The 23565-nt window shown below is 57.5% G+C and carries 17 protein-coding genes and 1 pseudogene; 8 read left to right on the forward strand and 10 right to left on the reverse strand.

From position 1 onward, the window contains the following. Window positions 1-203: 203 nt before the first annotated feature. The 8 genes from OKB87_RS17340 to OKB87_RS17375 all read right to left on the reverse strand — a co-directional run bounded on the left by OKB87_RS17340 (window position 204) and on the right by OKB87_RS17375 (window position 10893). Window positions 204-917 carry a M48 family metallopeptidase gene (locus tag OKB87_RS17340; protein WP_005331303.1) on the reverse strand — a complete coding sequence of 238 codons (714 nt, stop codon included), beginning with the start codon at window positions 915-917 and terminating at the stop codon, window positions 204-206. Further along, a complete protein-coding gene (locus OKB87_RS17345; RefSeq protein WP_270828109.1) occupies window positions 917-4048 on the reverse strand; it encodes a type I restriction endonuclease subunit R in 3132 nt (1043 codons plus the stop codon). Before OKB87_RS17345 ends, OKB87_RS17340 begins: the two co-directional genes overlap by 1 nt. 74 nt (window positions 4049-4122) lie before the next feature. Next, complete coding sequence (gene darG, locus OKB87_RS17350) at window positions 4123-5187, reverse strand: type II toxin-antitoxin system antitoxin DNA ADP-ribosyl glycohydrolase DarG (RefSeq protein ID WP_270828110.1); 1065 nt, start codon at window positions 5185-5187, stop codon at window positions 4123-4125. Beyond that, complete coding sequence (darT, locus tag OKB87_RS17355) at window positions 5184-5837, reverse strand: type II toxin-antitoxin system toxin DNA ADP-ribosyl transferase DarT (protein ID WP_270828112.1); 654 nt, start codon at window positions 5835-5837, stop codon at window positions 5184-5186. The genes darG and darT overlap by 4 nt, the downstream gene beginning before the upstream one ends. Before the next feature lie 264 nt (window positions 5838-6101). Continuing rightward, window positions 6102-7478, reverse strand: a complete 1377-nt coding sequence (locus OKB87_RS17360) for a restriction endonuclease subunit S (protein WP_270828113.1) — start codon at window positions 7476-7478, stop codon at window positions 6102-6104. Continuing rightward, entirely contained in the window at window positions 7478-9925 is a 2448-nt protein-coding gene (locus OKB87_RS17365; RefSeq protein WP_270828114.1) for a type I restriction-modification system subunit M, read from the reverse strand. Before OKB87_RS17365 ends, OKB87_RS17360 begins: the two co-directional genes overlap by 1 nt. 185 nt (window positions 9926-10110) lie before the next feature. Beyond that, a complete protein-coding gene (locus OKB87_RS17370; RefSeq protein ID WP_049636665.1) occupies window positions 10111-10557 on the reverse strand; it encodes a hypothetical protein in 447 nt (148 codons plus the stop codon). Between the two features lie 147 nt (window positions 10558-10704). Next, a complete protein-coding gene (locus OKB87_RS17375; protein WP_247625834.1) occupies window positions 10705-10893 on the reverse strand; it encodes a DUF3283 family protein in 189 nt (62 codons plus the stop codon). Between the two features lie 115 nt (window positions 10894-11008). Here OKB87_RS17375 and umuD point away from each other — a divergent pair, with 115 nt between their 5' ends. From umuD to OKB87_RS17405, 6 genes and pseudogenes are all read left to right on the forward strand, one after another. Continuing rightward, on the forward strand, window positions 11009-11452 hold the full coding sequence (gene umuD / locus OKB87_RS17380; RefSeq protein ID WP_270828115.1) for a translesion error-prone DNA polymerase V autoproteolytic subunit: 444 nt from the start codon (window positions 11009-11011) through the stop codon (window positions 11450-11452). Next, window positions 11433-11750, forward strand: a pseudogene (locus OKB87_RS17385) (Y-family DNA polymerase); the annotation flags it as partial. The gene umuD and the pseudogene OKB87_RS17385, both read left to right, overlap by 20 nt. 67 nt (window positions 11751-11817) lie before the next feature. Further along, window positions 11818-13107 carry a site-specific integrase gene (locus OKB87_RS17390; RefSeq protein ID WP_034039555.1) on the forward strand — a complete coding sequence of 430 codons (1290 nt, stop codon included), beginning with the start codon at window positions 11818-11820 and terminating at the stop codon, window positions 13105-13107. Beyond that, a complete protein-coding gene (locus OKB87_RS17395; RefSeq protein ID WP_034039553.1) occupies window positions 13100-14830 on the forward strand; it encodes a site-specific integrase in 1731 nt (576 codons plus the stop codon). Before OKB87_RS17390 ends, OKB87_RS17395 begins: the two co-directional genes overlap by 8 nt. Further along, window positions 14827-16866 (forward strand): hypothetical protein, encoded by a 2040-nt coding sequence (locus tag OKB87_RS17400; RefSeq protein ID WP_034039551.1) that lies wholly within the window; start codon window positions 14827-14829, stop codon window positions 16864-16866. Before OKB87_RS17395 ends, OKB87_RS17400 begins: the two co-directional genes overlap by 4 nt. Beyond that, window positions 16847-17311, forward strand: a complete 465-nt coding sequence (locus tag OKB87_RS17405) for a hypothetical protein (RefSeq protein WP_023443007.1) — start codon at window positions 16847-16849, stop codon at window positions 17309-17311. Before OKB87_RS17400 ends, OKB87_RS17405 begins: the two co-directional genes overlap by 20 nt. A gap of 67 nt (window positions 17312-17378) precedes the next feature. Here OKB87_RS17405 and OKB87_RS17410 read toward each other — a convergent pair whose 3' ends face one another. Both OKB87_RS17410 and OKB87_RS17415 read right to left on the reverse strand, forming a co-directional pair. Further along, a complete protein-coding gene (locus tag OKB87_RS17410; RefSeq protein WP_058131653.1) occupies window positions 17379-20069 on the reverse strand; it encodes an AAA family ATPase in 2691 nt (896 codons plus the stop codon). 440 nt (window positions 20070-20509) lie between these two features. Then, window positions 20510-21076, reverse strand: coding sequence for a TetR/AcrR family transcriptional regulator (locus tag OKB87_RS17415; RefSeq protein WP_228741387.1), 567 nt, complete (start codon window positions 21074-21076; stop codon window positions 20510-20512). A 36-nt stretch (window positions 21077-21112) separates the two neighbouring features. Between OKB87_RS17415 and OKB87_RS17420 the strand changes: the two genes are divergently transcribed. Both OKB87_RS17420 and OKB87_RS17425 read left to right on the forward strand, forming a co-directional pair. Continuing rightward, window positions 21113-22087 (forward strand): IS5 family transposase, encoded by a 975-nt coding sequence (locus OKB87_RS17420; RefSeq protein ID WP_088903445.1) that lies wholly within the window; start codon window positions 21113-21115, stop codon window positions 22085-22087. A gap of 313 nt (window positions 22088-22400) precedes the next feature. Then, entirely contained in the window at window positions 22401-23564 is a 1164-nt protein-coding gene (locus tag OKB87_RS17425) for a multidrug efflux RND transporter periplasmic adaptor subunit TMexC2 (RefSeq protein ID WP_088903431.1), read from the forward strand. The last annotated feature ends 1 nt before the right edge of the window (window position 23565 follow it).

The raw sequence follows: 23565 nt of genomic DNA on the forward strand, positions 1-23565 counted from the left end.
ATGGATACCGTGTCTCCTTTCCCGGGGAATGGCTATGGCACAGCGAAGGTGTAGCACTATTGGGATCAGTTATTTAGGCCCTCTTTTGCATTAGGGAAGGTGCTAACAAGTCACTTGGCACAAAAACACACCATTCTAAATTATTGATATTAAATGGCTAAACTTTTTAGTTTTGGCACATAGGGTACTTATTCGCACCTTCCCTAATACCCCCACCGATTAAATGCCAGCGGCATCTTGTTGAGCTTCTCGCGATGCTCGCGCCAGTTGGGCAGATGGGTATCCATCAGTGTGATAAATCGCTGGTTATGTTTGCGCTCTAACAGGTGAACCAGCTCGTGCACCACAATAAATTCCAGGCATTCAGGGGGCTTCTTGACTAATTCGAGGTTGATCCAGATGCGGGATGTATCTGTTTTGCAGCTCCCCCACATGGTCTTCATCCGTTTGATACCGACAAACGAAGGGGTGACGTTGAGCAAGGCCTGCCACTTGGCCATCAATATCGGCAGCCGCTGGCGTAGCAATTGGCGATACCAGCCCAGTAGCAAGGCTTCTCGCTTCGCGGCGTCATAATGAGCGGGAACCCGCATCCGGATCCACCCCCCTTGTAGCTTGACGCTGTGCGCTCCCTCAACCGGGATCACCTCCAATCGATAGCCCCGTCCCCAAAGGTAGTGCGTCTCGCCGCTGCACATCTGGCGCTCGCTCTGACGTGGCTGCGCCTGAAAGTGGGCCTGTTGCTGCCGGATCCACGGCAAGCGTCTGACCACGGCCATTCTGATGGCCGTCTGTGACAGCGACGCCGGGGCCGAGACGCGCACGCGACCATCAGGGGGCAGCACATTGATGTGCAGGTTCTTGATCCCCTTATGCTGCAACTCCAGCGTGAGCTCACCAATGGTGATCAGGGGCATCAGTGGTACTCCTGCTGCGCTTTCACCAGCTCCATCACCTCGGCAACGGTCACATCGTATCCCTTGGTTTCTTCGGCAATGGCAAACGCGATCTCCCGCTCCTTGAAGCGATCGCCATACCAATCGGCCTTCTTGGTATAACGCACGGCGGTATCAATCCTGGCCACCAGCAGCTCATCCTTGCCCAGATTGTCATAGAGTGCCCGTTTGGCTGCCGTGTCTATGCTCTCTGGGTAGGCGCTCTGGCTATGGCTCTGTGGATATTTCACCTGCTTGGCCAGCTCGCGGACCTTTTCCAGATACTCCTGATAGGAGATGGCCTGCTGGCGGCGCAGATCGATCAGCTCATCGAGCAGCACCGACATCCTCTCGTAGTATTTGGGGTTGACCGGGTTCTCATCGACGATGGTCCGGCGCACGTTGTTTTCAATCGCCTCGGCCATCGACTCCTGATTGTCGCGCATCTCCTTGGGCAACCCATCCAGCGCCTCGGGGCCGCGCTGGATAATGAGCTCCAGCAGCCCCAGCTCCTCAAAGTCCATCAGCGTCTCGCTGGGGTCGGCATCCACCCACAGATCCAGCATCTGGCGCATGCCCGGCTCGAACTGCTTCATATCCACCAGATCACCACTGGCCAGCTTGATCTCATCCCGGACCTTGGCGAAGTGTTCGACCTCCTGCTTGATCGAGGCGGCCTGCGAGGCGCTGTAACCCGCCTCCTCCAGCTCACCCGCCAGATTGGTAAAGGCGCGGAGCAACTTGGCCACCAACTGATAGAGGGTCAGCCGCAATGCCTCTTTCTCGCTCAGGGTCTCTTCATCGGCTCCCGGCTCACAACAGAAATAATGCTGATAATCGAGTTGCGACTTGGGCGCCTTCACCGGCTCACACAAGGCACGGACGGCTTCCAGAGCGTTATCCAGATCCTCTTTGGCCTGGGCCAGTCGATCCTTGAGCAGCCCGGCCACATCCTCCTTGTCATAACCCGCGAAGGCCTCGGCCGTATAGTCGTTGACCGTCTTCTCCAGCGACTTGAACAGGTCTTTGTAATCGATGATGTAGCCGTACTCCTTGTCGTCACCATCCAGCCGATTCACCCGACAGATGGCTTGGAACAGGTTGTGATCAGCCATCTTCTTGTCGATATAGAGGTAGGTGGCAGAGGGGGCATCAAAACCGGTCAGCAGCTTATCCACGACAATGAGCAGACGCATCTGGCCCGGCTCTTTGATAAAACGCTGCTTGACCAGTTTTTCAAACTCTTCGACCCGCTTAGCCGCCTCATCCTCCGGCTGCTCGAAATAGTCGGCCAGCATCTTGCGATAGATGTTGTACTTGGCCAGCTTCTCCGTCAGCCCCTCGCCCGTCTCCTCGCCCTTGATCTCGCTGGCATTGGGTTGGTAACTGGTGACGATGGCGCACTTGCCAGCAAAACCGGCCTGGCTGAACATCTCGTAACTTTTGCAGGCTTGATAGACGCTGGCGCAGACCAGCATGGCATTGCCACGACCATCGGCCAGCCGGGGCTTGCGCTCGAAGTCGAGCAGAATATCGGCCACTATCTGCTCCAGCCGCGAACGACTGGAGAGCAGCTTCTGCATTGAGGCCCACTTCTGTTTAAGCTGCTGCTTGCCCAGTCGCGAGAGATCCTTGGTCTTGGTATCGAACCACTCATCCACTTTTTTCTGGGATTTGACCCGCTGATCGATATCCCGCGCCTCGTAGCGCAGATCCAGCACCACGCCATCACTCACCGCCTCGTTGAACTTGTAGGTGTGAATGTAGGGGCCAAAGACCTCGATGGACTTTTTTTTGTCCTGCTTCATCAGCGGTGTGCCGGTAAAACCGATAAACAGCGCCTCTGGCAACAGGCTCTTCATAGCCCCATGCAGCTTGCCGGACTGAGTGCGGTGGCACTCATCGACAAACACAAACAGCTGCCCCTTGGGGCTGAAGTCCGAGGGCAAACTGCGGCGCATATCAGCAATAAAATCATCCGAGCTGCCATCATCTTCGTCATCCGACTCGCCTTCTGGCGTGCGACCGAACTTGTGTACCAGCGAGCAGATAAGCCAAGGGTTATGGGCATGCAGACGGGTCACCAGATCGGCACCGCTCTTGGTGCGCAGGATCTCCTCTTCCACCCCACTGAATACCTTCTCGATCTGCTCATCGAGTTCAGTGCGGTCGGTGATGATGAGCACCCGGCTGTCGGTCACATTTTCTCGGATCCACTTGGCCAGCCAGACCATGGTCAGGCTCTTGCCGCTGCCTTGGGTGTGCCAGATGATGCCGCCATCCCGGCGGCGGATATAAGCCTTGGCGGCACGGATGCCGAAATACTGGTTATGGCGGCAGGTTTTCTTGGTGCCCGCATCAAACACGATAAAGTCGTGGATCAGCTCCAGAAAGCGCGCCTTACTGCACAACTGCGTCAGATGCTGGTCCAGCAGATTGGCACCCGGCAGATCGACATGGTCGGAATGGATTGGATCGGCTGGCTCTTTCCACTCCAGATAGTATTTCTCGTGGGTTTCGATAGTGCCGTAGCGCACCCCTTGGGTGTCGTTGCCCGCCATCACCAGCTGCATGGTGGTGAAGAAGTTGCGGATAAAATCCTTCTTCTGGTTATCCAGGTTCTGGTGGATACCTTCGGAGACAGAGACGGTAGATCGCTTGAGTTCAATGACGCCAAGGGCAATGCCGTTGACATAGAGCACCAGATCCGGCCGTTTCTTATGCTCGCCTTTGACCGTCACCTCTTCGGCAATGGCAAAGTCGTTGGCCTGCGGATTGGCCCAGTCGATCAGCCAGACGGTTTGGTTCTGCTCGCCTGCCCCTACTTTTTCCTTCACGCCATAACGCAGCAGGCGATAGACCTCCTTGTTGGCGTCATAGAGGATGCGCCCTTCGCCCAGGCTTGCCGCCCGATCCAGTTGCCTTAGCACCTTGGGGATAAGCGCCGCGTCCACACCACGCCCCGCCAGCCAGGCGGTCAGCAGTTCCGGCTCGACATTCCGGTTGTTCTCCCGTGTATGCCAATCCCCCAGATAGCGATAGCCCAGCTCCGCTTGAAATAACTTGATGACGCGGTTCTGGGTTGCCCGCTCCCGTTGGCCGACTGAAATCATGCTCTCTATCCCTGTTATTCTCTCAAGCCGCCGCGACAACCGCGCAGCCGCTCTTATTTGTTACACCCACTTCGTTACACCAATCCCTGCTGCAAACGGGTCAAGGCGATCTGCAGACTGCGATCATCAAACAGCCGCGCCTTGCGCTCACCCCACGGGGTTCCCGCTGGCCAGCGCTGCAACCCCTCTCGCAGCGCGCTCAGCGTCGGCGCACAGCCCTCTTCGGCTATCAACCAATCGACCGTGGCCAATAACTCCATGCCATAGGGCGACTCAAAACCGTCGATTAACGCGGTCGTCTGCTCCAGTATCGGTAAAAATGCTTTGGCCTCGGTATGGAGATAAACGGCAAGCTCTTGTTTTTTGGCCTCATTAAACCAGATGACATCAAACGGCTTGCTATCCGGGATGCGCTTGTCGGACTGCAGATAACTGCCGTCCATCGCATTGAGCAGATGAGTCAGATTGTTGGCATAAGGGCCATAACGATGGGCCTTAAACTGCAACTGCAGCGGATCCCCCAGCGGGTTACGGCCAATGACCCGAGCCAGAAACCAGGCCAGCTTCTGGATCTCCAGCAAGCTGCACTCCATCCCTAAAAACCAGTAGCGACGCACCAGTTCAGCAATCAGGGCCCGAGCCGGAGTCAGCTCCGCCACCCCGCCCCGCTTGGCCACATTTTGGTATTGGCTACTGGGCTCATAGAGCAGGATATCGATATCCAGATCGCCCAGTGCCGTTTCAATCGCCTGTTTGACCTCTGGCCAAGGCAGACCACCGTTGCCAGCCCCCAGCGGCGGAATGGCAATCGAAGAGACCTGCTGCGCCTGTAACCAGGCCCGCAGATCCTGCAAACCGTCCTGGATCCACGCCATCTGTGCCGGATTGCGCCAGTGCTGTTTGGTCGGAAAATTCACGATCCAGCGCGGCCCCAGCAGCTCACCCGTCTGGGTAATAAACATCTTGCCGGTGACGACATCACCCTGTTTGCACGCCTCGGCATAGGCGCGCATATTGGCCGGGAACCGCTCCTTGAACATCAAGGCGATCCCCTTGCCCATGACACCGACGGTGTTGACGGTATTCACCAGCGCTTCCACCGGAGCATCCAGCAGATTGCCTGTTGTATATCGAATCATCTGAAATACCACCCATCACGGACATAGACGGGGCGCGAGACCCCCACCCGATTCATGCATTGTTCCACGCGGTTCTTTATCTCTTCGTTGTAACACACCACGCCCAACAACGCCTCGATGGGGCAATGTTGATGGATCAAGGCCTCGGCCTGATAGCGTTCCAGCTTGCTCAAATCTTCCGCATCACGCTTGAAGTCACGGCGCTGCAACAGTGGCCAGTCAATCCGCCCCAGATCGCCAAGATCGACATAGAAATTGGCCCACTGGTAATAGGCATGGCTATCGGTAAACACAAACGGTAGCCCCAATTCAGCCATGCGATGCAGGCTGGAAACCAGGATCAAGATTTCATCATTTTCACGCTGGGGAACACCGCGCCCTGAGTGAATATTGCTGAGCATGGGAGAAAACGGCGTGAAGTAGAAGGGCACATAGTCATTCAATACGCCGTAAGGCGCCAGCGGCACCGGATGGCGCGCGCGCTTGGCAATCAGCTCCGGCAACCCGATATGCACCCAGTGCGAGTTTTGCTGCTGACCATTCCCCGCCCACAGGCCATGGGTCAGGATCCATTCCAGGTTATCCCGATGCACGATCCGGAATATCAGCGCCTTCTCCGGATTCAGGCTCTGGCTATAGTCATAGGCCATGGGTGGCTAGCTCCTGCGATACCCAACGCTTGATAAACACGCCAACGATGACCCCACCCGCTTTTCGTATGCGGGTGGCCGCTGTGCACGCCATCAAGCAACTCACAATAAAAGTATCTCTTTCTTTTCAGATAGATAAACATCTATCGCGCCAATTAACAACCGCCCCAGTCACGCAACAGTCAAGCAAATCCGGCCTGGGTGGCTCGGTGGCCAGGCTCGCGGCAGAGGCGGTCATCTGGCTGGGCTGCACTCATGCCCCGTCTATGCCCCCGCCGCCAGCGGCAGGCGAATTTTGCCGGTCAGCAGTTGCTGCATCATGCCTTGCTTCAGGGCGCGGGCCTTCTCCAGCTTCTGGGTTAACACCTGCAGCTCGTTATCCATATCGGATAAAATAGTGGCGATGGCGGTTTGTTCCTTAATATCTGGAAAAGCAAAGCTGATTTGATCAACATGACTGGGTTTAAGGTTGTTAATGCTAGACCCTGCCAAGACCAAATCAATATATCTTCGGTACCATTCGGTATTCATGAGATAATGAACATACTGACGATTCACATTATCCGAAGCCCTATAAACCCCCATAAAAGCCCCAAAGGTGTATTTGTAACCATCATCAATACTATAAAACGCCGACTTCCCGACCAGACTTTTACTACCATTAGCCATGCAAATGAGAATGTCGCCAACCATGATTACTTGATGATCTGCAACTCGTGATTTAGATACATATTGCAATTCTGACTTTTCAATTTTTGACTCAAATATGTTATTTGAACGAAACAGTCTTATCGACTCGGATGAGTCATAAAGAAAAAGATCATGATTTGGATTGTAACTTACACCTCTAATCGTTCGACCAAAACTTCCTAATGACAGAACCTCCCAATCCTCCGGAATATCTCCCAGTTCGCTGGGTTTATAACCTTTCGGGGTGCCATCGGGGCGTAGGGCGAAGGCGGGCAAGCGGGTGCGGCCGGTCAGCAGTTGCTGCATGGTGGCGCTCTTGATGGCCTGCTTCTTGGCGATCAGCTGCGCCAGTGCATCGATCAGCGCATCGCTATCCGACAGCACATTGGCAATGGCGGTTTGTTCTTGTTTTTTACTAGGAAACGGTACAACAAAATTCAGCAAGTCACCGACATTGATATGCTTCATTGTTGTTCCAGTTTCTAACTCTTTTAACCGCATGCGTCCTTGCTGAGAGTTAAACAAATAGGAAAAAAAGGCCGAGTCATATTCAGGCTTAAACCTATTTATTATTAAGGCGTGACAATTCGATCCTTCCAAACATGGAGGAACAACTGTTACAAGGCCGACATCTCCAGTTTGAACCATTAAAAGATCGCCAGCCTTAAGGCACGACTTTGAATTTTTCCTATGGAATTCCTCAGTAACCTTTTTTATGCCATGAAAATTAAAGCCATTCTCTTCAACATTATAACCCTGTATGTATGTAACCCCATTATGGGCCTCTGTATAATGCGTTTTGGCTGTCCCTACAAAACCATTGGTCATCAAACACGTTAATGATGACATTGGGGATACACTCCAATCCTCCGGAATAACCCCCAACTCGGTCTGCTGATAGCCTGCCGGGATCGCCTTGCCTGCTGTCTCTTGCATCATCTGCTCTGCCATTATGCCCACTCCAGCCCCATGCTTTTGAGATGCGCGGCCACCTTGGCCTCCAGAGCGGCGACCTGCTGAGTCAGTTGCGGCAGGGTGGCGCGGTAGCGCTCCTCCAACTCCTTGACGCGGTTGGCCAGCTGCTGGGTGATGCGCTCAATCTCCGCCTCGATGGCGGCCTGCAAGCTGGCGCGCCACTTATCCTCCACCAGCAGTTGCTTGATCTCACTCTCCAGAAGCTTGGGGTAACGGGCAACCACAGCCCGATCCAGCACCTCTTGCGCTTCTTTTACCGCCTTTTTGGCACTGCTTTCGGCTTCGAACAGCTTGATGGCGGTTTTTAGTGCCGATTTTTCGTCGGCATCGCTGGCTTGCTTGAGCCGCGCCTTCAGGCTGGCGGCGTTGATCTTGCCCGCGTCGTTGGCCGCGTCACTCAGCAGCCCCTCGTCGCCCCCTTGCTCTTCCAGATAGCTCTCCAGATGTTGACTCACCTCATCCGCGGTGGCCTGCAAGGCGTCGATTTCGGCCTGCTTATCGCTAAAGAAGCGGGCCACCAGCAGGGCCGGAGGCAGCAGCTCGGCCTTGTATTTGCTCTTGCCCAGCACCAGATCCGGCGTCTCTTTAAGCTTCTCGCCCTTGTCGACTTTAAGCTCGCGCAGCACCTTGCCCGCCACCCAGCCATCCTGGCAGAGCACATAGACATCGTCCTGCATCACGGCATGCCAGTAGTCCAGCAGCAGTTGGTAGATATCGTAGTTATCGATGAGCGGCAGCGGCGCATAGGCGGCGAGCAGCGATTCGCTGATCTCCTCGATCAATGCCTTGGGCGATTCACCCGGCTCAATCTCCGCCAGATGGCACTCGGTAAACCAGCGTGAGAAGGGTTCAAGCGAAGCAGAGGCAAAACGGACAAATTCGGGGTGCGCCAGTATGGTGCCCTTGACCTTGGCGGCCTCCACCCGGCCATGACTGTAGCCCGCATGGGCCGGAGCAAACAGATCGGCCCGCAGGGTCGGGAACACCTGCCAGTAAGCGCCCAGAGCATCGATATCGCGATTGGGAATGCCGCCTTTAAGGTGGGCGGCCAGATCGTGCAGATCCTCGGCCTCGCTGGCATCGATATAGCGCGGAATATTCAGGTTGTAGTCGTTGGCGGCGATCTCCGACAGCGGCACGGCGCGGCTGTAACGGGGGATCAGCTGCTCACGGGTAAAGGTATCGACGATCTTGTGGATGTCCTGCTCGCGCAGCCGGTTCTTGTTGCCATCTTTGATAAAGCCTTTGCTGGCATCGATCATAAACAGGCTCTGGCTGCTGTAGCCGCTGGTCTGGATGGCGCGCTGGTGTGCCGTCTCTTTGTCGATGACGATGATGCAGGCCGGAATGCCGGTGCCGTAGAAGAGGTTGGCAGGCAGGCCGATAATGCCCTTGATAAAGCCTTGTTTGAGCAGATTCTCGCGAATGCGCGCCTCGGCATTGCCACGAAACAGCACGCCGTGGGGCAGGATCACCGCCCCCTTGCCACGGCTGTTGAGGCTCTTGATGATGTGCAGCAAGAAGGCGTAATCGCCATTTTTCTCCGGCGGTACGCCCCAGACAAAGCGGCCAAACTCATCGTGCTCGGCATCCAGGCCGCTGGTCCAGTTCTTGTTGGAGAAGGGCGGGTTGGCGACAGCAAAGTCGAAGCTCTTGAGCTGGTTGTTGCCCTCCTTCCACTGGGGCGCGGCCAGGGTATTGCCCTTCCAGATCTTGGCGGTCGGATTGTCGTGCAGGATCATGTTCATGCGCGCCAAGGCGCTGGTGGCGTTATCCATCTCCTGACCGTAGATGGTGAGCCCCTTGGGTCCCGCCTCGTCACTGGCCTTGAGCAGCAAGGAGCCGGAGCCGCAGGTAGGGTCGTAGACGGTGGCATCTTGCGGCGTCTGGCGGCTGATGCCGATCACCTTGGCCAGAATGCGCGACACCTCGGCCGGGGTATAGAACTGGCCCTTGGACTTGCCCGATTCGGTGGCGAAGTGGCGCATCAGGTATTCGTAGGCATCGCCTAACAGATCATCGCCCTCGGTGCGGTTGGCGGAGAGATCCAGCCCCTCGAAGATGCCGATCAGCTTGGTCAGGCGGTCGATCATCTCCTTGCCCTTGCCTAGCTTGTCTTCATCGTTGAAGTCGGCGATGTCGATCACGCCTTTGAGATCATTGGCTTCGGCCAGCGCCGAGATGGTGAGGTTGATCGCCTCGCCGATATTCTTGTCGCCCTTGAGCGCCACCATGTCGTCAAAGCTGGCCCCTTGCGGCACCTCAATCATGGCGTAGGGGTTGCCCTTGGCCTTGTCGGAAACGTACTTCACAAACAGCAGGGTCAGCACATAGTCCTTGTACTGGGAGGCGTCCATGCCGCCGCGCAGTTCATCGCAACTGGCCCACAGGGAGGAGTAGAGTTCGTTTTTCTTGATAGCCATGGAAAGGGTTCCAATAAGAGTCAGTTTGCGCCAAGGGCGCATGGAAAACGAAAAGAGGCGATTGTTTGCACCCATACGGGTGAGCACGCCAGAGATTGCCAACGAGTTTACCCACTTGACCCCGTGGCAACCATGGTGGATATCACATCAGTGACGGATAGGCAGATCGTTTGCTGCAAAAGCCATCATTTGCCTTCCAGCAAGGCCGGCGGTGTGCTCTCGCCACGGCATTTGAGTTGCCCCAGCGCGTTGGTTCGACAGACGGTGCCATCAGATGCACGCAACTGACCAAGTGCATCTTCACGCCATGTCACCCGTTCACCGGTTTTGGCATTGCTGCCGCGAATATTGCCCAGCGTGTCTTGCCGATAGGTAGTGCCATCGCTCCCCTTAAGATTGCCGAGCGCGTCCTTACGCCAGGTCGTTCCGGTTCCCGAGTCTTTGATGTTGCCAAGCGCATCCTCACGTAAGGTGCCCTGCTTGCCATCGTCACATTGATAGCGGGTATGGCCCAATGCATCTTTTCGATAGGTGCAGTCGGCTGCAAACACGACTTGCGGCGTTAGGCTCAGCAGCAGTGCGGCCAGCGACCACTGGCGTGTCGCTAGCCAAAAGCCGGGTTGGTGACTCATTGCATCTCTCCTCTGACGTGAACTCGATTGACTATACCGGGCCAGCCGCTCAGCCTCGATACTGAGGTTTTTAACATGTCGTGTTTTCAGGCGGATGCGTGATGGCAAGATCGTCCACTGAGGCGCGATCAGTCCAGCTTGAGAGAATTAACCTCGTTGGTATTTACCCACTTGCTCAAGAAAGTAGCTGCCCAGCTCACCCTTATGCTGGCTTGCTTCGCTTTCTGCGCTGGCCAAGTAACCGTTGCGCTCCTTCCATACCGCATATGCGGCGGCCTTCTCGACCTCGACCCGTTCTTGCTGCTCTTTCGGTAGGGCACACAGATTGTGACTCATACTGACCTCTTTGTTATTTGTTGGCGCCATGGTACGTCATCAGTGGCATGCGGGACTTGCGCTGGTTCAAAGGTGGTGCGCTATAATGGCTGTATATAAATACAGGTGTTTTGCCATGAAGCTGTTAACCCCAGACCCATCACCCGCCGAGGTGACCATCCCGCTGTTCTTACACCGCGCCTCTTGCGGCTTTCCCAGCCCAGCCAGCGACTATCTGGAAGGGAAGTTGGACCTTAACACCCACTGCGTGACGCACCCTGCCGCCACCTTCTATCTGCGAGCTGAGGGGGAGAGCATGACCGGGGTGGGGATCTTCCCCGGCGACCTGTTGGTGGTGGACAAGAGCCTCACCCCACGCCATGGCGATGTGGTGATCGCCCTGCTCGATGGAGGCTTTACGGTCAAGACGCTGCAGCTAAAGCCAAGGCTGCGATTGCTAGCGGCCAATCCGGCCTTTGCGCCGATCGATCCAAGCCTGAGCCTCTCCCTTGAGCTGTTCGGGGTAGTTACCCATGTGATCGGCAATCTGAGACAGCGTGATGGCCATAGCGCTCGTTGATGTAAACAACTTCTACGCCAGCTGTGAGCGGCTGTTTCGCCCTGAGCTGCGTGGCCGCCCGATCGTGGTGCTTTCCAACAACGATGGATGCGTGGTGTCGCGCAGCCCCGAGGCAAAGGCGATGGGCATCAAGATGGCCGGGCCCTACTTCAAGATCCGCGAGCAGTTCGAGGCGCATGGCGGTGTGGCGTTCAGCTCCAACTACGCGCTCTATGGCGATATGTCTGGCCGGGTAATGAGCACGTTGGAGACCATGGCCCCCGAGCTGGAGGTCTACTCCATCGATAAGAGTAAGTTGTATAGTGCGGACGCCTAAGCTATTGAGTTCTATCTATGGACATTGTTAAGCGTCCCAGGGGCGTTGAATGGCGACGCTAGAGCGCATTCATTTCGTGCCCCATTACCTCGTGCGCAGAGAGAACGCCGTCGCATACTCCCCCAGTAGCAGCCGGCCATCCATTGAGGGCTTGCCCCAAATCTTTTGGGCAGACTATGCACCTTGGAGGGAGGCAAACCTGTGGGCAGTGGAGCGAGCAACGACTGGTGACGCTTCTCTTAAGACCGTTGCCAGTAACATGAATGGCCTTCTCAATTACGCTAAATTTCTTGAATCTCGTGATTTGCAGTGGTTCGAGTTTCCCGCTCGCAAAGCTGACCGCTGCCTGGTGCTATACCGAGGGGCGTTGATCAAGATGCGCGATGCCGGCCAGATCGGCCCATCCACGGCGTCTGAGTACATGCGCAATTGCATCATGTTCTATCGGTGGGTAAGGCATAGGGAGCTTCTTTCTCCACACGTCCAGCTGTGGCGGGAAAAACCCTACGTCGTTAAATACTTCGACCGGGTGGGGTTCGAGCGAACGATCAGCGGAACCACCACCGACCTCAGCATCCCGAACCGTAAGCGCCCAGGCCAAACGCTTGAAGATGGGCTGTTGCCAGTCTCGGAGACCGATCGCGATGCAATTCTGGATTTCGCCGCAGAGAACGCCACGCCCGAGCTCTACCTCATGTTGGCCCTTGGATTTTTTACCGGGATGCGGCTCGGCAGCATCTGTGATCTCAAGATTCAGTCTCTGGAGCGCGCCGCCCCCGACCCTTCCGCTGAAGGGCTTCTACGCCTTGCAGTTGGTCCAGGCGCAGCTCCGCCAGTGCACACGAAATTCGGTGTGACTGGCCAGGTCTGGATACCCGAAGCGTTGCGTGATGAATTGCTGGAATATGCCAAAGGCTGGCGGAGGATGGAACGAGAGGCGAAAGCCTCGCCCGAGAATCGTGATTTGCTGTTCTTGACCCGCTTTGGTAACGCCTATGGCAGGCGCGGCACCGATCAGTCATCTGCTGTGAATGTTGAGATGTCCGAGTTTCGAAAACGGGGCGTCAAAGCAGAACTACAGGTGCTCCGTAAATTCCGCTTCCATCAGTCGCGCTGCACCTTCGGTACCGAATTGGCACGTCTGGCGCTATCGGCTTGTGCCGATGTCGCTATTGTAATTGCGACGGTCAGCGACGCGTTGCTCCATGGGCCTAACTCTGAAGCCACCACCTTCAAATACATCCGATTCGTACAGGCACTGCCGATCAAACAAGCCCTCTCAAATAGCTTCATGGCGGCATTTAGCGGGATCGGCGCTGGGGCGCGGCACGATGGATAGTTCCGAATTCGACCTCACTTTCCCGATGCTTGAGTATGGGGCCACTGAAACGCCCTGGGACCTCCGGCCGCTGCTGTTTCGCGGAGGTGCAGCAGCAAAGGTGAAGCATGTGGGCCGCCAGATCGCGCAGGGCGAACTCGGCAGTCCCTTGCCGGAACGTTTCGAGCTGGTGACGCAGCTGCATGAGCACATGACTGACGACCTTGCTGGTGGCGGAAGTCGCTTCTCGGTGCAGAACAAGATCAGTGCATTGCGCCGATTCTTTGCCTGGATCGATTCAGAAAACGTGAATCTCAGTCTCGAGACGGCGGCCGACACGTTCATTCGTTGGACCGATCACTTGCTCCAGCGTCATCGAGTCGAACGCAATTTCAGCGATGGGTCCCTGTACGATCTCACCAGGCTCACGGCGACGATGCTGGACCGAGCATTGGACCGCCAAGCAAGCCTGAGCAAGAGCACACGTATTCGCAAGCCGCGCGGCAAAGGCAAGGTACATACGAGCAAAGCGGACAAGCAGAATCTGCAAAACACCTTCGCATTCGGACACCTTCTAGCTGACGTATGCGAGGCATTGACCTGGAGGGGGACAATGGCCCCCCTCCCAGTTTGTATTTCGTTACGCACCGGCCAAGTGCTGGAACTATGGTCGGGATTGCAGAGCCCCGAGAAAGTAGCGGCCCGCCGTACCAGGCCGCAAAACCAAGCGCAAATCGAAGCATCCCTGGCGGCGCGTGCCGCCCACGATGCAGATCGGACACTGCGGACCCGTTTCCCCATCGTCAATTTACGGATCGAGAGTGAATTGCTGATGTTCATCGCCCAGACCGGTCTGAACCTCCAGCAAGCACATACCCTGCGGGTTGAGCAGTTTCATTACACCAGCCACATAGACGGCTACCAGGTACGTACCTACAAAAATCGACGGGAAGGAGAAGTGCTATTCGAGATCTTTGCCAGTTATCGAGAGTGGTTCGAGCGCTATCTCGAATGGCGTTCCGAATGGTTTCCCAATGAGCCGGATGGTTTGCTCTTTCCGCTTATACGTAGCGGGGGACGAATCCTAGAAGAGGCGACGCAGTTCACGAACGTTACGCGCATCTGCCGCGAGCTTGGCATACCGATAGTGAGACCGCGAAAACTGCGCGGGACGCGCATCAACTGGTTGCTTCGGGAGTCCCAGAATCCCCAACAGGTTGCGGAGTTGGCCCAGCATACGGTGCAAACGCTGATACGCGTATATGCCGACCCCCATCCGCAGATCGCTATGGTGGAAATTACGCGCTTCCATCAGCAAACCGATCCGTCCCTTTCACCTCCTGCTCCTGGTAGATGTGTATCGGCCACACCTGAACCAGTGGGCACGATGCCGAAGAATGGTCCGCGACCCGACTGCATCAATGCTGCCGGTTGCCTGTTCTGTACCCAGCACCGGGATATCGAAAGTGAGGATCATGTGTGGTCTCTCGGTAGCTTGCGCCACCTCAAATCGCTTGAACTGGCACGCTACCGCCCATCCAGTTCGGGTAAGCACCTGACGACAGAGCATCCGGCCCTGCTGGTGATCGATCGGCTGACGGCCAAACTGCGCTTCTTCGAAGAAAGTAGCGAGGTCCGCAGGCTTTGGGTCGAAGAAGCCAGAGCGCGCATAAGTGAAGGTGACTACCACCCGGCCTGGGATGGCTTCATCCGATTGGCAGAACTGCGACAAAGATCAGCATGACGAAAAATATTCTTTCCGAACTTGGCCTCGGCATCGACTCGCCCCTAGCGATTCCTGATGCGCCGAACTACCGTCCGCCGTGCTGGCCACCGCAGCGTGATTGGCCGGTCATCATAGATGCCGCTGGCCAGGTGGTGAGCCGTTGGGGCGATGCCATTTGGCGGCTCGACCCATGGGCGGGAAAACGGCTCACTCTCAATTTCGGCGATGGCCCAGCTAAGAAATATGTCGCCGCGATCGATCCTGCGAACGCCGATTTATTGCGGACCGTAATCGGCTGGTGGCTATACGGCCCCAATGGAGCCCGTGGATACCGAGGCCTGAAAACGCGCTTCGACCAGATGCGTCGGCTGTTCGTCTTGTGCACTCAAGAAGGCATTCTCGCATCCGAACTGAGTCATTTTCCGCGCGTTGCCGACCGTCTCCCGGAGGTGCTCCAGGCTTCCCGGTCCGGTGAGTTCTTGGCATTGCTGCACGAACTGTACGAGCGGCGGGATGCGCTGGGGTTCACCTTGTTGGATCGCGCAGGGTTGGCACGCCTCGCAGCGGCCATGCCCGACCACCAGAAGCTCCAGACCCCCTATATCCCGCCCCGCATTTGGCACTATCAAATCACACGCTTGCGCGAATGCCTGGATGACTTTTTGGCGCATCGAGGCCAAGTCGAGGAGTGCTTCCGCTTCTGTCTGGCTGCCTATCGGCACAACTCTGCCAGTCTCCAAGGACAACGCAGGCCACAATCGTTCTATCCGTTTCAGTGGCCGTCGGATGGATCAAACGGAAAGTGGACTGGGCGGCAGTACTACGGCCCATTCATCGACACCGCGCATCGGTTTGGCATGGTGGAACTATTTCGTCGCTGGCTGGGAGTGAGCGACGACGAAATTCGCATTCAAACTCTGAGTCGCTACCTCAACCTCGTGAGTCGATCTGGACTGTGCTATCTGCTGAACTTCAGCCTCATGCGAGTCGAAGAGGCTTGGAACCTGCGCGCCGATTGCTTGCACATAGAACGTGATCCGCAGTTTGGCGACATCCATGTATTGTGCGGACGAACGACCAAGACGATGTCGGATTCTGAGGCACTTTGGGTGACGTCCCCGTCAGCTCAGGTGGCAGTTGAAGCCATGCGTGTGGTCGCAGACCTCCGCGCAGAATGCGACTCTCCCCCCGGCGAGGCCTCGGTGCCGGATGATCCGGCCAAGCGCTATCTGCTTGATTATTGCCTTGAACCGTGGGGAACGAAGTTCACCAAGATCAACCGCACGATTCGGCCATCGATTCCGAGCTATGCCCATGTGCTTCAGTGGTTCGACAAGCTGTTCGACCGTGAGCAATTGCGCATTACGCCGGAAGATTTCGAATTGGCTCGGTTGGTGACGCCGACGCTGACCGACGAGTTTGCGGTCGGCAAAATCTGGCCGTTGGCCTGGCATCAACTCCGACGAACCGGCGCAGTGAATATGCAGGCATCCGGGCTGGTCAGCGACGCTTCATTGCAGTTTCAGCTAAAGCACGTCGCCAGAGCGATGAGTCTCTACTACGGGCAAAACCATTCCAGGGTACGGCTGGAAGAGAAGGCCCATACCTACTACGTCCGCACCATGTACGAAACTTTGGGTAGGCAGCTGCAACAGCTGACGAGCAACCGATTCGTCAGCCCCCACGGCGAGAAGCGAAAATCTGAGATTGTCCGCCTAATCTCAGCCTCTGATGCTAAGAAAGCGATCAATCTGGCTAAGAAGGGGACGGTCACTCATCGACCGATTTTGCTGGGCATCTGCACGAGCCGTACCCCCTGTCCCTATGGGGGCATCGACAATATCGCTCGCTGCGGAGGGGGCGACTCCCCCGGAGAAACCAAACCATGTGCGGACGTTCTCTATGACCCCGAGCAACTCGACGAAGTCGAAGTGTTGGAGGCGGTATTGGATGAGCGCCTGGCCGCTGCCGAGGTAGACAGTCCGCTAAGGACTTCGTTGGAAGCCCAGAAACGTAGTGTGGAGAATTATCGCCATGTCATCCGGCAAACATGAATCCGCTGACCCGGCTAAGCGAATGAGTGCCGGCGAGCAGTATCGCGCAGCGTTCGAGCGGCTGAAGAGCAACAAGCCCGAACGACTGCCGAAGGGGACGCCCGTAAGTCAGAACAACGTTGCCAAGGAGGCCGGCAGCGACCCCTCTGCACTGAAAAAAGCTCGTTTCCCCCTACTGATCGCTGAGATCCAAAAGTACGTGGAAGGACACGCTGAGCAACGTCCGCCATCAGTGCGCCAAGTCAGCTTATTAGCCCGCAGAAAAAATCGTGGACTTCGAGAACGGATCGAGGAAATCACGCAGCAGCGTGACCACCTAGCCAGCCTACTCAGTGAGGCCGACGCCACCATTCTTGAGCTGTACGACCGTATTGCGGACTTGGAGCGCCAACTGCCGGCCTCCAATGTGCTTCCTCTTGATCCGCGAGGCCACAAAAAACTTTGAAACGGAGAGCTCGCAATATTCGAAAGAAACACAGCCATGCCCGACCAGCCCGGCATGAAACGTCGGGCTAGCCGCCGAAGAGCTTCTTGCGTTGCGCGGTCCGCTCCCGGCGTAGATTCTCGTAGGCAGTTCGGCGTTTAGTCGCGTTTTTGATTAATTCCAGGACCTGGGCGATATCGCCGAGCAACTCCTCACGCGCGGGAAGCGGTAGTTGGCGCTCGCCTGGGGTGTCGTGGGCCTCGGTAGCTTCGCAGGCCCGCGCATACACTGCCAGCAACTGCTCCCACTCCTCTGCGGGGTGGCCAATGACAGCACCAAATGCTTCTACGCTCACCACATCGCTGAACGGCTGGACGGTATTGTTCAAAAAAACCTCGCGTATGGCGCGCTCGACAGTGCCTCGGAGGCTTGAGTATCCCGATGCGATTTGCCGCTCAAGCTCATCATCCGGGTCGCTGCCGACCGGAACGTTCAGTGCTTTCGCACGACTTTCGAGATCGGCCAGGCGGGCCTTGGTGTCCATCGTCGTCCACGTCAGCCCCTCGCTCACTAGTCCCGGCGACTCGTCCCAACCGATGGTCTTGTAGCTGGCCGAGCGATCAGCGCGCTGAAGCGCCATCGCGAGCTCGGTCAGGAACACCGCATCATGGGTGAACACCAGCACTTGGCGGGTCTCAGCCAGCGCTACCAAACGCCGAGCTATGGCCCGACGATATACGTGATCCAGCGACGTAGACGGATCGTCGAAAATAACGGTCGAAGTATGTGGCAGGGATTCGAGCTCGGCGAGGAACATAGCCATCCCCAACGCGCGCTGCTCGCCCTCTGACAGCACCTTGGAGGCTTTCGCCGTGATTTCCTGCAGGCGCAGCGTGACCTTGGTCACCCCCAGCTCTGTGCGCCCGCTCAGGTCGGGTTGCACCCGTCGCTTATAGCCCAGGGCTTTCAACTCAGCATTCATAGAAGCGGCCAGAGCCTCGGTCACATGCGTCGCCGCCAGGGACGTCAGTTTGCGTGACACTGCCGCTGGGTTGAGGGCGGCATGGCAGCGGCTCAATGTGGCATGGACCTGACTGTCCTGAACAAAGCGCTCCACCGCGCCAAGCTGGTTGGCGAGGCGTTGTCGGGCTTCTAGCTCTGCCAGTTCTTGGGTCAGCGCCAAGCGTAGAGCGGGATCGGCAGAGGTCCGCAGGGTATTGGCGTCGACTCGGAGCGAAGCAGCTTTGGCGGCGAAGAGACTATCGAGGTTTGCTTCGATAGGAAGCGGTTCTGACTCGGGGGACCAGTTTCCAGTTTGCAGGGCTTGGCTAACCCAAGTATGCCGGGCGGTCCAGACCGATGCCGCTGCGGTGATGGCAGCGTGTAGGTCGGGCAGTCGCTCCTCCACGTCAGCCCGTGTTGGCACATCCAGAACGTTTAGATCGACAGCCTGCACCTTCCCTAGAGCGTTCATGCGCGCAAGCGTGGCGGCTTGCGCATCCGCCGTGGCGCTGTCGGCGACAAATGCCGCGAAACGCCGCATGCGCTCCGAGGCATCCGTTGAATAAGGTTGCTGGCAGAGTACGCAGTAAGCGTCCGGTTCCAGGTGCGGGAAGGGATGTTCAGGGTATGCCGTCTGCTGAGAGAAAGCCTCAGCGGCTCGGTACATCGTTTGCCAGAGTTCAGCTCCTGTGCCTTCCAGCAGCGTGGCGGTGGGTGAGGACGTTACCGGCAACTCCATGGCGTTCAGTGTGTCTCGATCCTGAAGACGCGCTTGCGCCAGTTGCATGGCGAGATGCGCGGTTTTTTCCGTTGTAATCAGTTCCTTTGCCCGTGCTATGGCACGATCATTCACCCAGCGCTGGACTTCCTCGGCTCGACGCTGCGCCTGGTCCAAGCGTGTCGCCAAACGTTCCAAGGCCAGCGCCTGCGGCACAGGATCGCTTTCCAGTAATGTCCGCTTCAGAAACTCCAGTCGCCGGAGTTCATCGTCACCGACCGTCCCTAATCGAGCAAGCACGGCGCGGTCCGAGTCCCCACCTAATTTGGCGATGTAGCGGCCGACTTCGGTGTCACCCTTCAGCGGTTCGAATTGCCGGGTATCCAGAGCCAAGGCATTGCGTTCGGTCCCAATCCGTGCCTGTAAATCACGCTGAAGTAGGACCAGGCGCGTCAGATGAGTGAGTCCGTAGGGCTGAAATGCAGGGGTCCCTTCCGCGTCGATGTAGTCATTGGCACAGGCCGCGTCGTAGACCGAGACCGAACTCAAATGCAAATGGGCCGGCCCGTTCTGGACCCAACGTGCGGTTTCCGGAGTGCCATCCACCAAAATGGCGAAATCTGCTGATGGCAGTCTAGCTGGGGTTGCCGCCCCAAAAGCGTCGGGCAGGACCTCCACCCGATGCCGAGCGTTGCAGGCATTCTTGAAGACGCGGGCGTAGCCGGATTTGCCGGCGCCGTTATGACCAAAGAAAATGGTCATGCCCTCCGGTGCGAGGTCAAAGGCACGACCGGACGGGAAGCCGTTTACCTGGTCTAGCCCCGAGACACCCACCAACCGCACGGTTGCGCCACTTCCGGCGCCTGGTACGTCGTCCAGCGTGAATGGCCGTGCTCCCCCCGTGGTTGCGTCTTCCCGTTCTTGCTCGCGAACCATTCGCAGAATGGTCTCGATGTCATCTTGGGTTAGTTCGGCCCGGGCAAATATCCGGCGCAGTGCTTCCTGCTGCCAGGGTCTGAGTCCGCCGGCCCACCCAATAATCTCGTCCAACAATGGCATATCCGTCTCCTTTCCAGATCCGCCGATTAAAGGCCGCGCCCAGTTGGATGGCAAGTGGCCAGCGCCTTCGAGGTGCTTCGCCGTGTTCCGTTTGCCTGCCTTCCTGACCGCCACCCTAGTGGCTTGTCCGGTCGTGACGCTACACGGGCAGAATTTCTGCATGCTGGCCAGTATCAAGCCGCTCTAAAGTCCGCTACCGGAAAGCGCTGTTTAGCGGTGAGAGACGGGGAAAGTGCGGAAGCTACTACCGACGCAAGCGATGTGGTGAGCAGTCCTCAGGTATGTGCGAAATTGCACTCCTCTTGACCACCAATTTGGGTTGGCGTTGACCACGGATTGCGTTCAACTTGACCAGGGCGTGTCACTGTCACGACCGTCAGAGAACGGCCAAAAACGGACACCGCCAACCCGTTGGAAAAAAAACTGAGCGTTGCTTTCCGTTAAGTTTGGTAGTTGCAAGCCCCGTTCAGGAAGAATTGCTCGATCAACGCCGCCATACCTGCGCGTGCGATACGGCCGCGGCGCTCGGCGTCTACCAGGCCGAAGATCAAGGAGGAGAAGATTTCGGTAAGCGCCGGGGCACCGATATCGATACGGAATACGCCCAGTTTTTGCCCGCGGAGAAAGAACTCGTCCAGCGTTTCCGAGTAAGGCAGCCATCGGCAGCCGCCTGCATCTAAATCAAACGTGTCCGGGCGCCACTGGAATGAGAGGAATACCAACAACTCCCTGTGAATCAAATGGCCTTCGATCAGACGATGCAATGCGTCCAAGGGCGCCGCCTCAAGATCGGCATCGGCAATGACCCTATAAATAACCACCGAACCATGATTCAGAAGCATCTCGATCAGGTTGTCGCGGGTGCCGCAAAACCTGTTGAGCGTCGCCTTGCTGACCCCCGCTGCCTGGGCTATTTCTTTGAACGTGGCTCGCGGGTGGTCAACGATGGCGATCGCCAGGGCCTTCAGCAATTTCTCATCGGCAGCAGTTAAGGCAATGCTGATCAAGGTCCACCGTTGTCGCTTCTCAAACGTTATCCGCAGATGAAGCAGCAGACCCTGGCAATGGCCGCAGATCAAAACAACGGATTCGAGCAGTCGCGCAAGCCCACCCGACGTGAAGAGTTCTTGCGGACCATGGAGACAATAGTGCCTTGGGCCGCCCTGTGCCAGGTGATAGAGCCGCACTACCCCAAGGCCGGCAACGGCCGCCCGCCCATTGGCCTAGAGCGCATGCTGCGCATCCATTTCCTGCAGCACTGGTTCAACCTGGCCGATCTGGCGTGCGAGGAGGCTCTGTATGACAGTGCCAGTCTGCGCCGCTTTGCGGGCATTGACCTGGGTCGTGAACGGGTGCCCGATGCCACCACGCTGCTGAAGTTTCGCAAACTGCTCCATGAGCACAAACTGGGCGAAGCCCTGTTTGCCAAGGTAGGCCAGCAATTGCAGGAGCGCGGCTTGAAGGTCAATACCGGCACCATCGTGGATGCCACCATCATCGCCGCGCCCAGTTCTACCAAGAACGCCGACAAGGCGCGCGACCCCGACATGCACCAGACCCGCAAAGGCCAGCAATGGTATTTCGGCATGAAGCTGCACATTGGGGTGGACAGCCAAAGCGGGCTGGCGCACAGCGCCGTGGTGACGGCGGCCAACGTGCACGACAAACACCCACTGCCCGATCTGCTGCATGGCAATGAGCGACGCGTGTACGGCGACTCGGCCTATGCCAGCCAGAAAACACTGATAGCGAGCAAAGCCCCCAGGGCCAAGGACTTCACCAACCAGCGCACCCGCCGTGCGGGCGAGGTGGACGAAGTTCAGCGGGCCAAGAACCGCAACAAGTCACGGGTGCGCGCTCGGGTCGAGCATGTCTTTGCGGTGGTAAAGCGCCTGTGGGGATTCACCAAGGTGCGCTATCGCGGGCTGCAAAAGAACGCCACGCGTGCGTTCACGGCCTTGGCGCTGGCCAACATCTACCTTGCCCGAGGGCGCCTGCAGGGACAGGTGCGCCCGTAAGGGTCCGAAAGGGGCTCAAAGGCTCCCGAAACAGGCCCTGTGGGGCAAAGCACAGTATCTTTGCGGGCCATTTGGCATTCAAATGGCTGTGCGATGGATATGACGTTACTTGTTCAGCATTGCCTTAAATCCATCGGTCACTCTTTATCTATCGCGGGCAGATGCGGGTATTTTGCCTAGAACACTCATTTTTCTCAAAGAGGATACTAGCTTTGTTCACACCAAAATCAAATGAGTCAATATTGACTTATTTGATTTTTGCGTGGATCATGCGCGGCTTCGACTACGTACTGGCTTCGCGCTTGGGTGAGATATGAACAAATTCCGCGAATGGATCACTTTTTCCGTGATCTCCTATTTGATCGCCGTGACCCTGGTTGGCTGCGACAAGCCCGAAGAGCAACGGGAAGAGGCGCCAGCGCGTGAAGTCGATGTGCTCAGCGTGAAGACCGAGCCCTTCACAGTGTTCGCCGAGCTACCAGGGCGCATCGAGCCGGTGCGTGTCGCCGAGGTGCGCGCGCGGGTGGCGGGGATCGTGCTCAAGCGCACCTTCGAGGAAGGGGCCGACGTGAAGGCCGGTGACGTGCTGTTCCAGATCGACCCTGCGCCGTTCAAGGCGGCCCTGTCGCGGGCGGAAGGTGAACTGGCTCGCGCCGAGGCGCAGCTGTTCCAGGCTCAGGCGATGGTTCGCCGTTACGAACCACTGGTGAAGATCGACGCCGTCAGCCAGCAGGATTTCGACAACGCCATGGCCGCTCTGCAGAGCGCCCAGGCCGACAAGCGCTCGGCCCAGGCCAATGTCGAAACTGCCCGCCTGGACCTGGGTTATGCCGAGGTTCGCGCCCCCATCGCCGGGCGTATCGGTCGCGCCCAGGTCACCGAAGGGGCTCTGGTAGGCCAGGGCGAAGCCACGCTGCTGGCACGTATCCAGCAACTCGATCCGGTGTACGCCGACTTCACCCAGCCTGCTGCCGATGCCCTGCGCCTGCGCGCGGCAATCGCCGAGGGCAAGGTTGCCGGTGCGAGCGACCAGCCGCTGTCGCTGCGTGTCGACGGTACCGATATCGAGCGCAAGGGCACGCTGCTGTTCACCGATATCTCGGTGGATCGCAGCACCGGGCAGATCGCCCTGCGAGGCCAGTTCGACAACCCCGAGGGCGTGCTGCTGCCGGGTATGTACGTGCGTGTGCGCACACCGCAAGGGCTCGACCAGAACGCCATCCTGGTGCCGCAACGTGCCGTGCAGCGTTCGGCTGACGGCCAGGCCAGCGTGATGCTGCTGGGGGAGGGCGATACCGTCGAGGCGCGCCAGGTCACCACCGGTGCCATGCAGGGCTCGCGCTGGCAAATCAGCGAGGGCCTGCAGGTCGGCGACAAGGTGATCACCAGCTCGCTGGCGGCTATCCGTCCGGGCGCCAAGGTCATCCCCCGCGAGCAAGATGCCGCCGAAGCCGCTCCACAGTCCCAGGTGCAGTAAG

The sequence above is a fragment of the Aeromonas sp. Y318-1 genome (assembly GCF_027706125.1).
GTDB lineage: Bacteria > Pseudomonadota > Gammaproteobacteria > Enterobacterales > Aeromonadaceae > Aeromonas > Aeromonas hydrophila.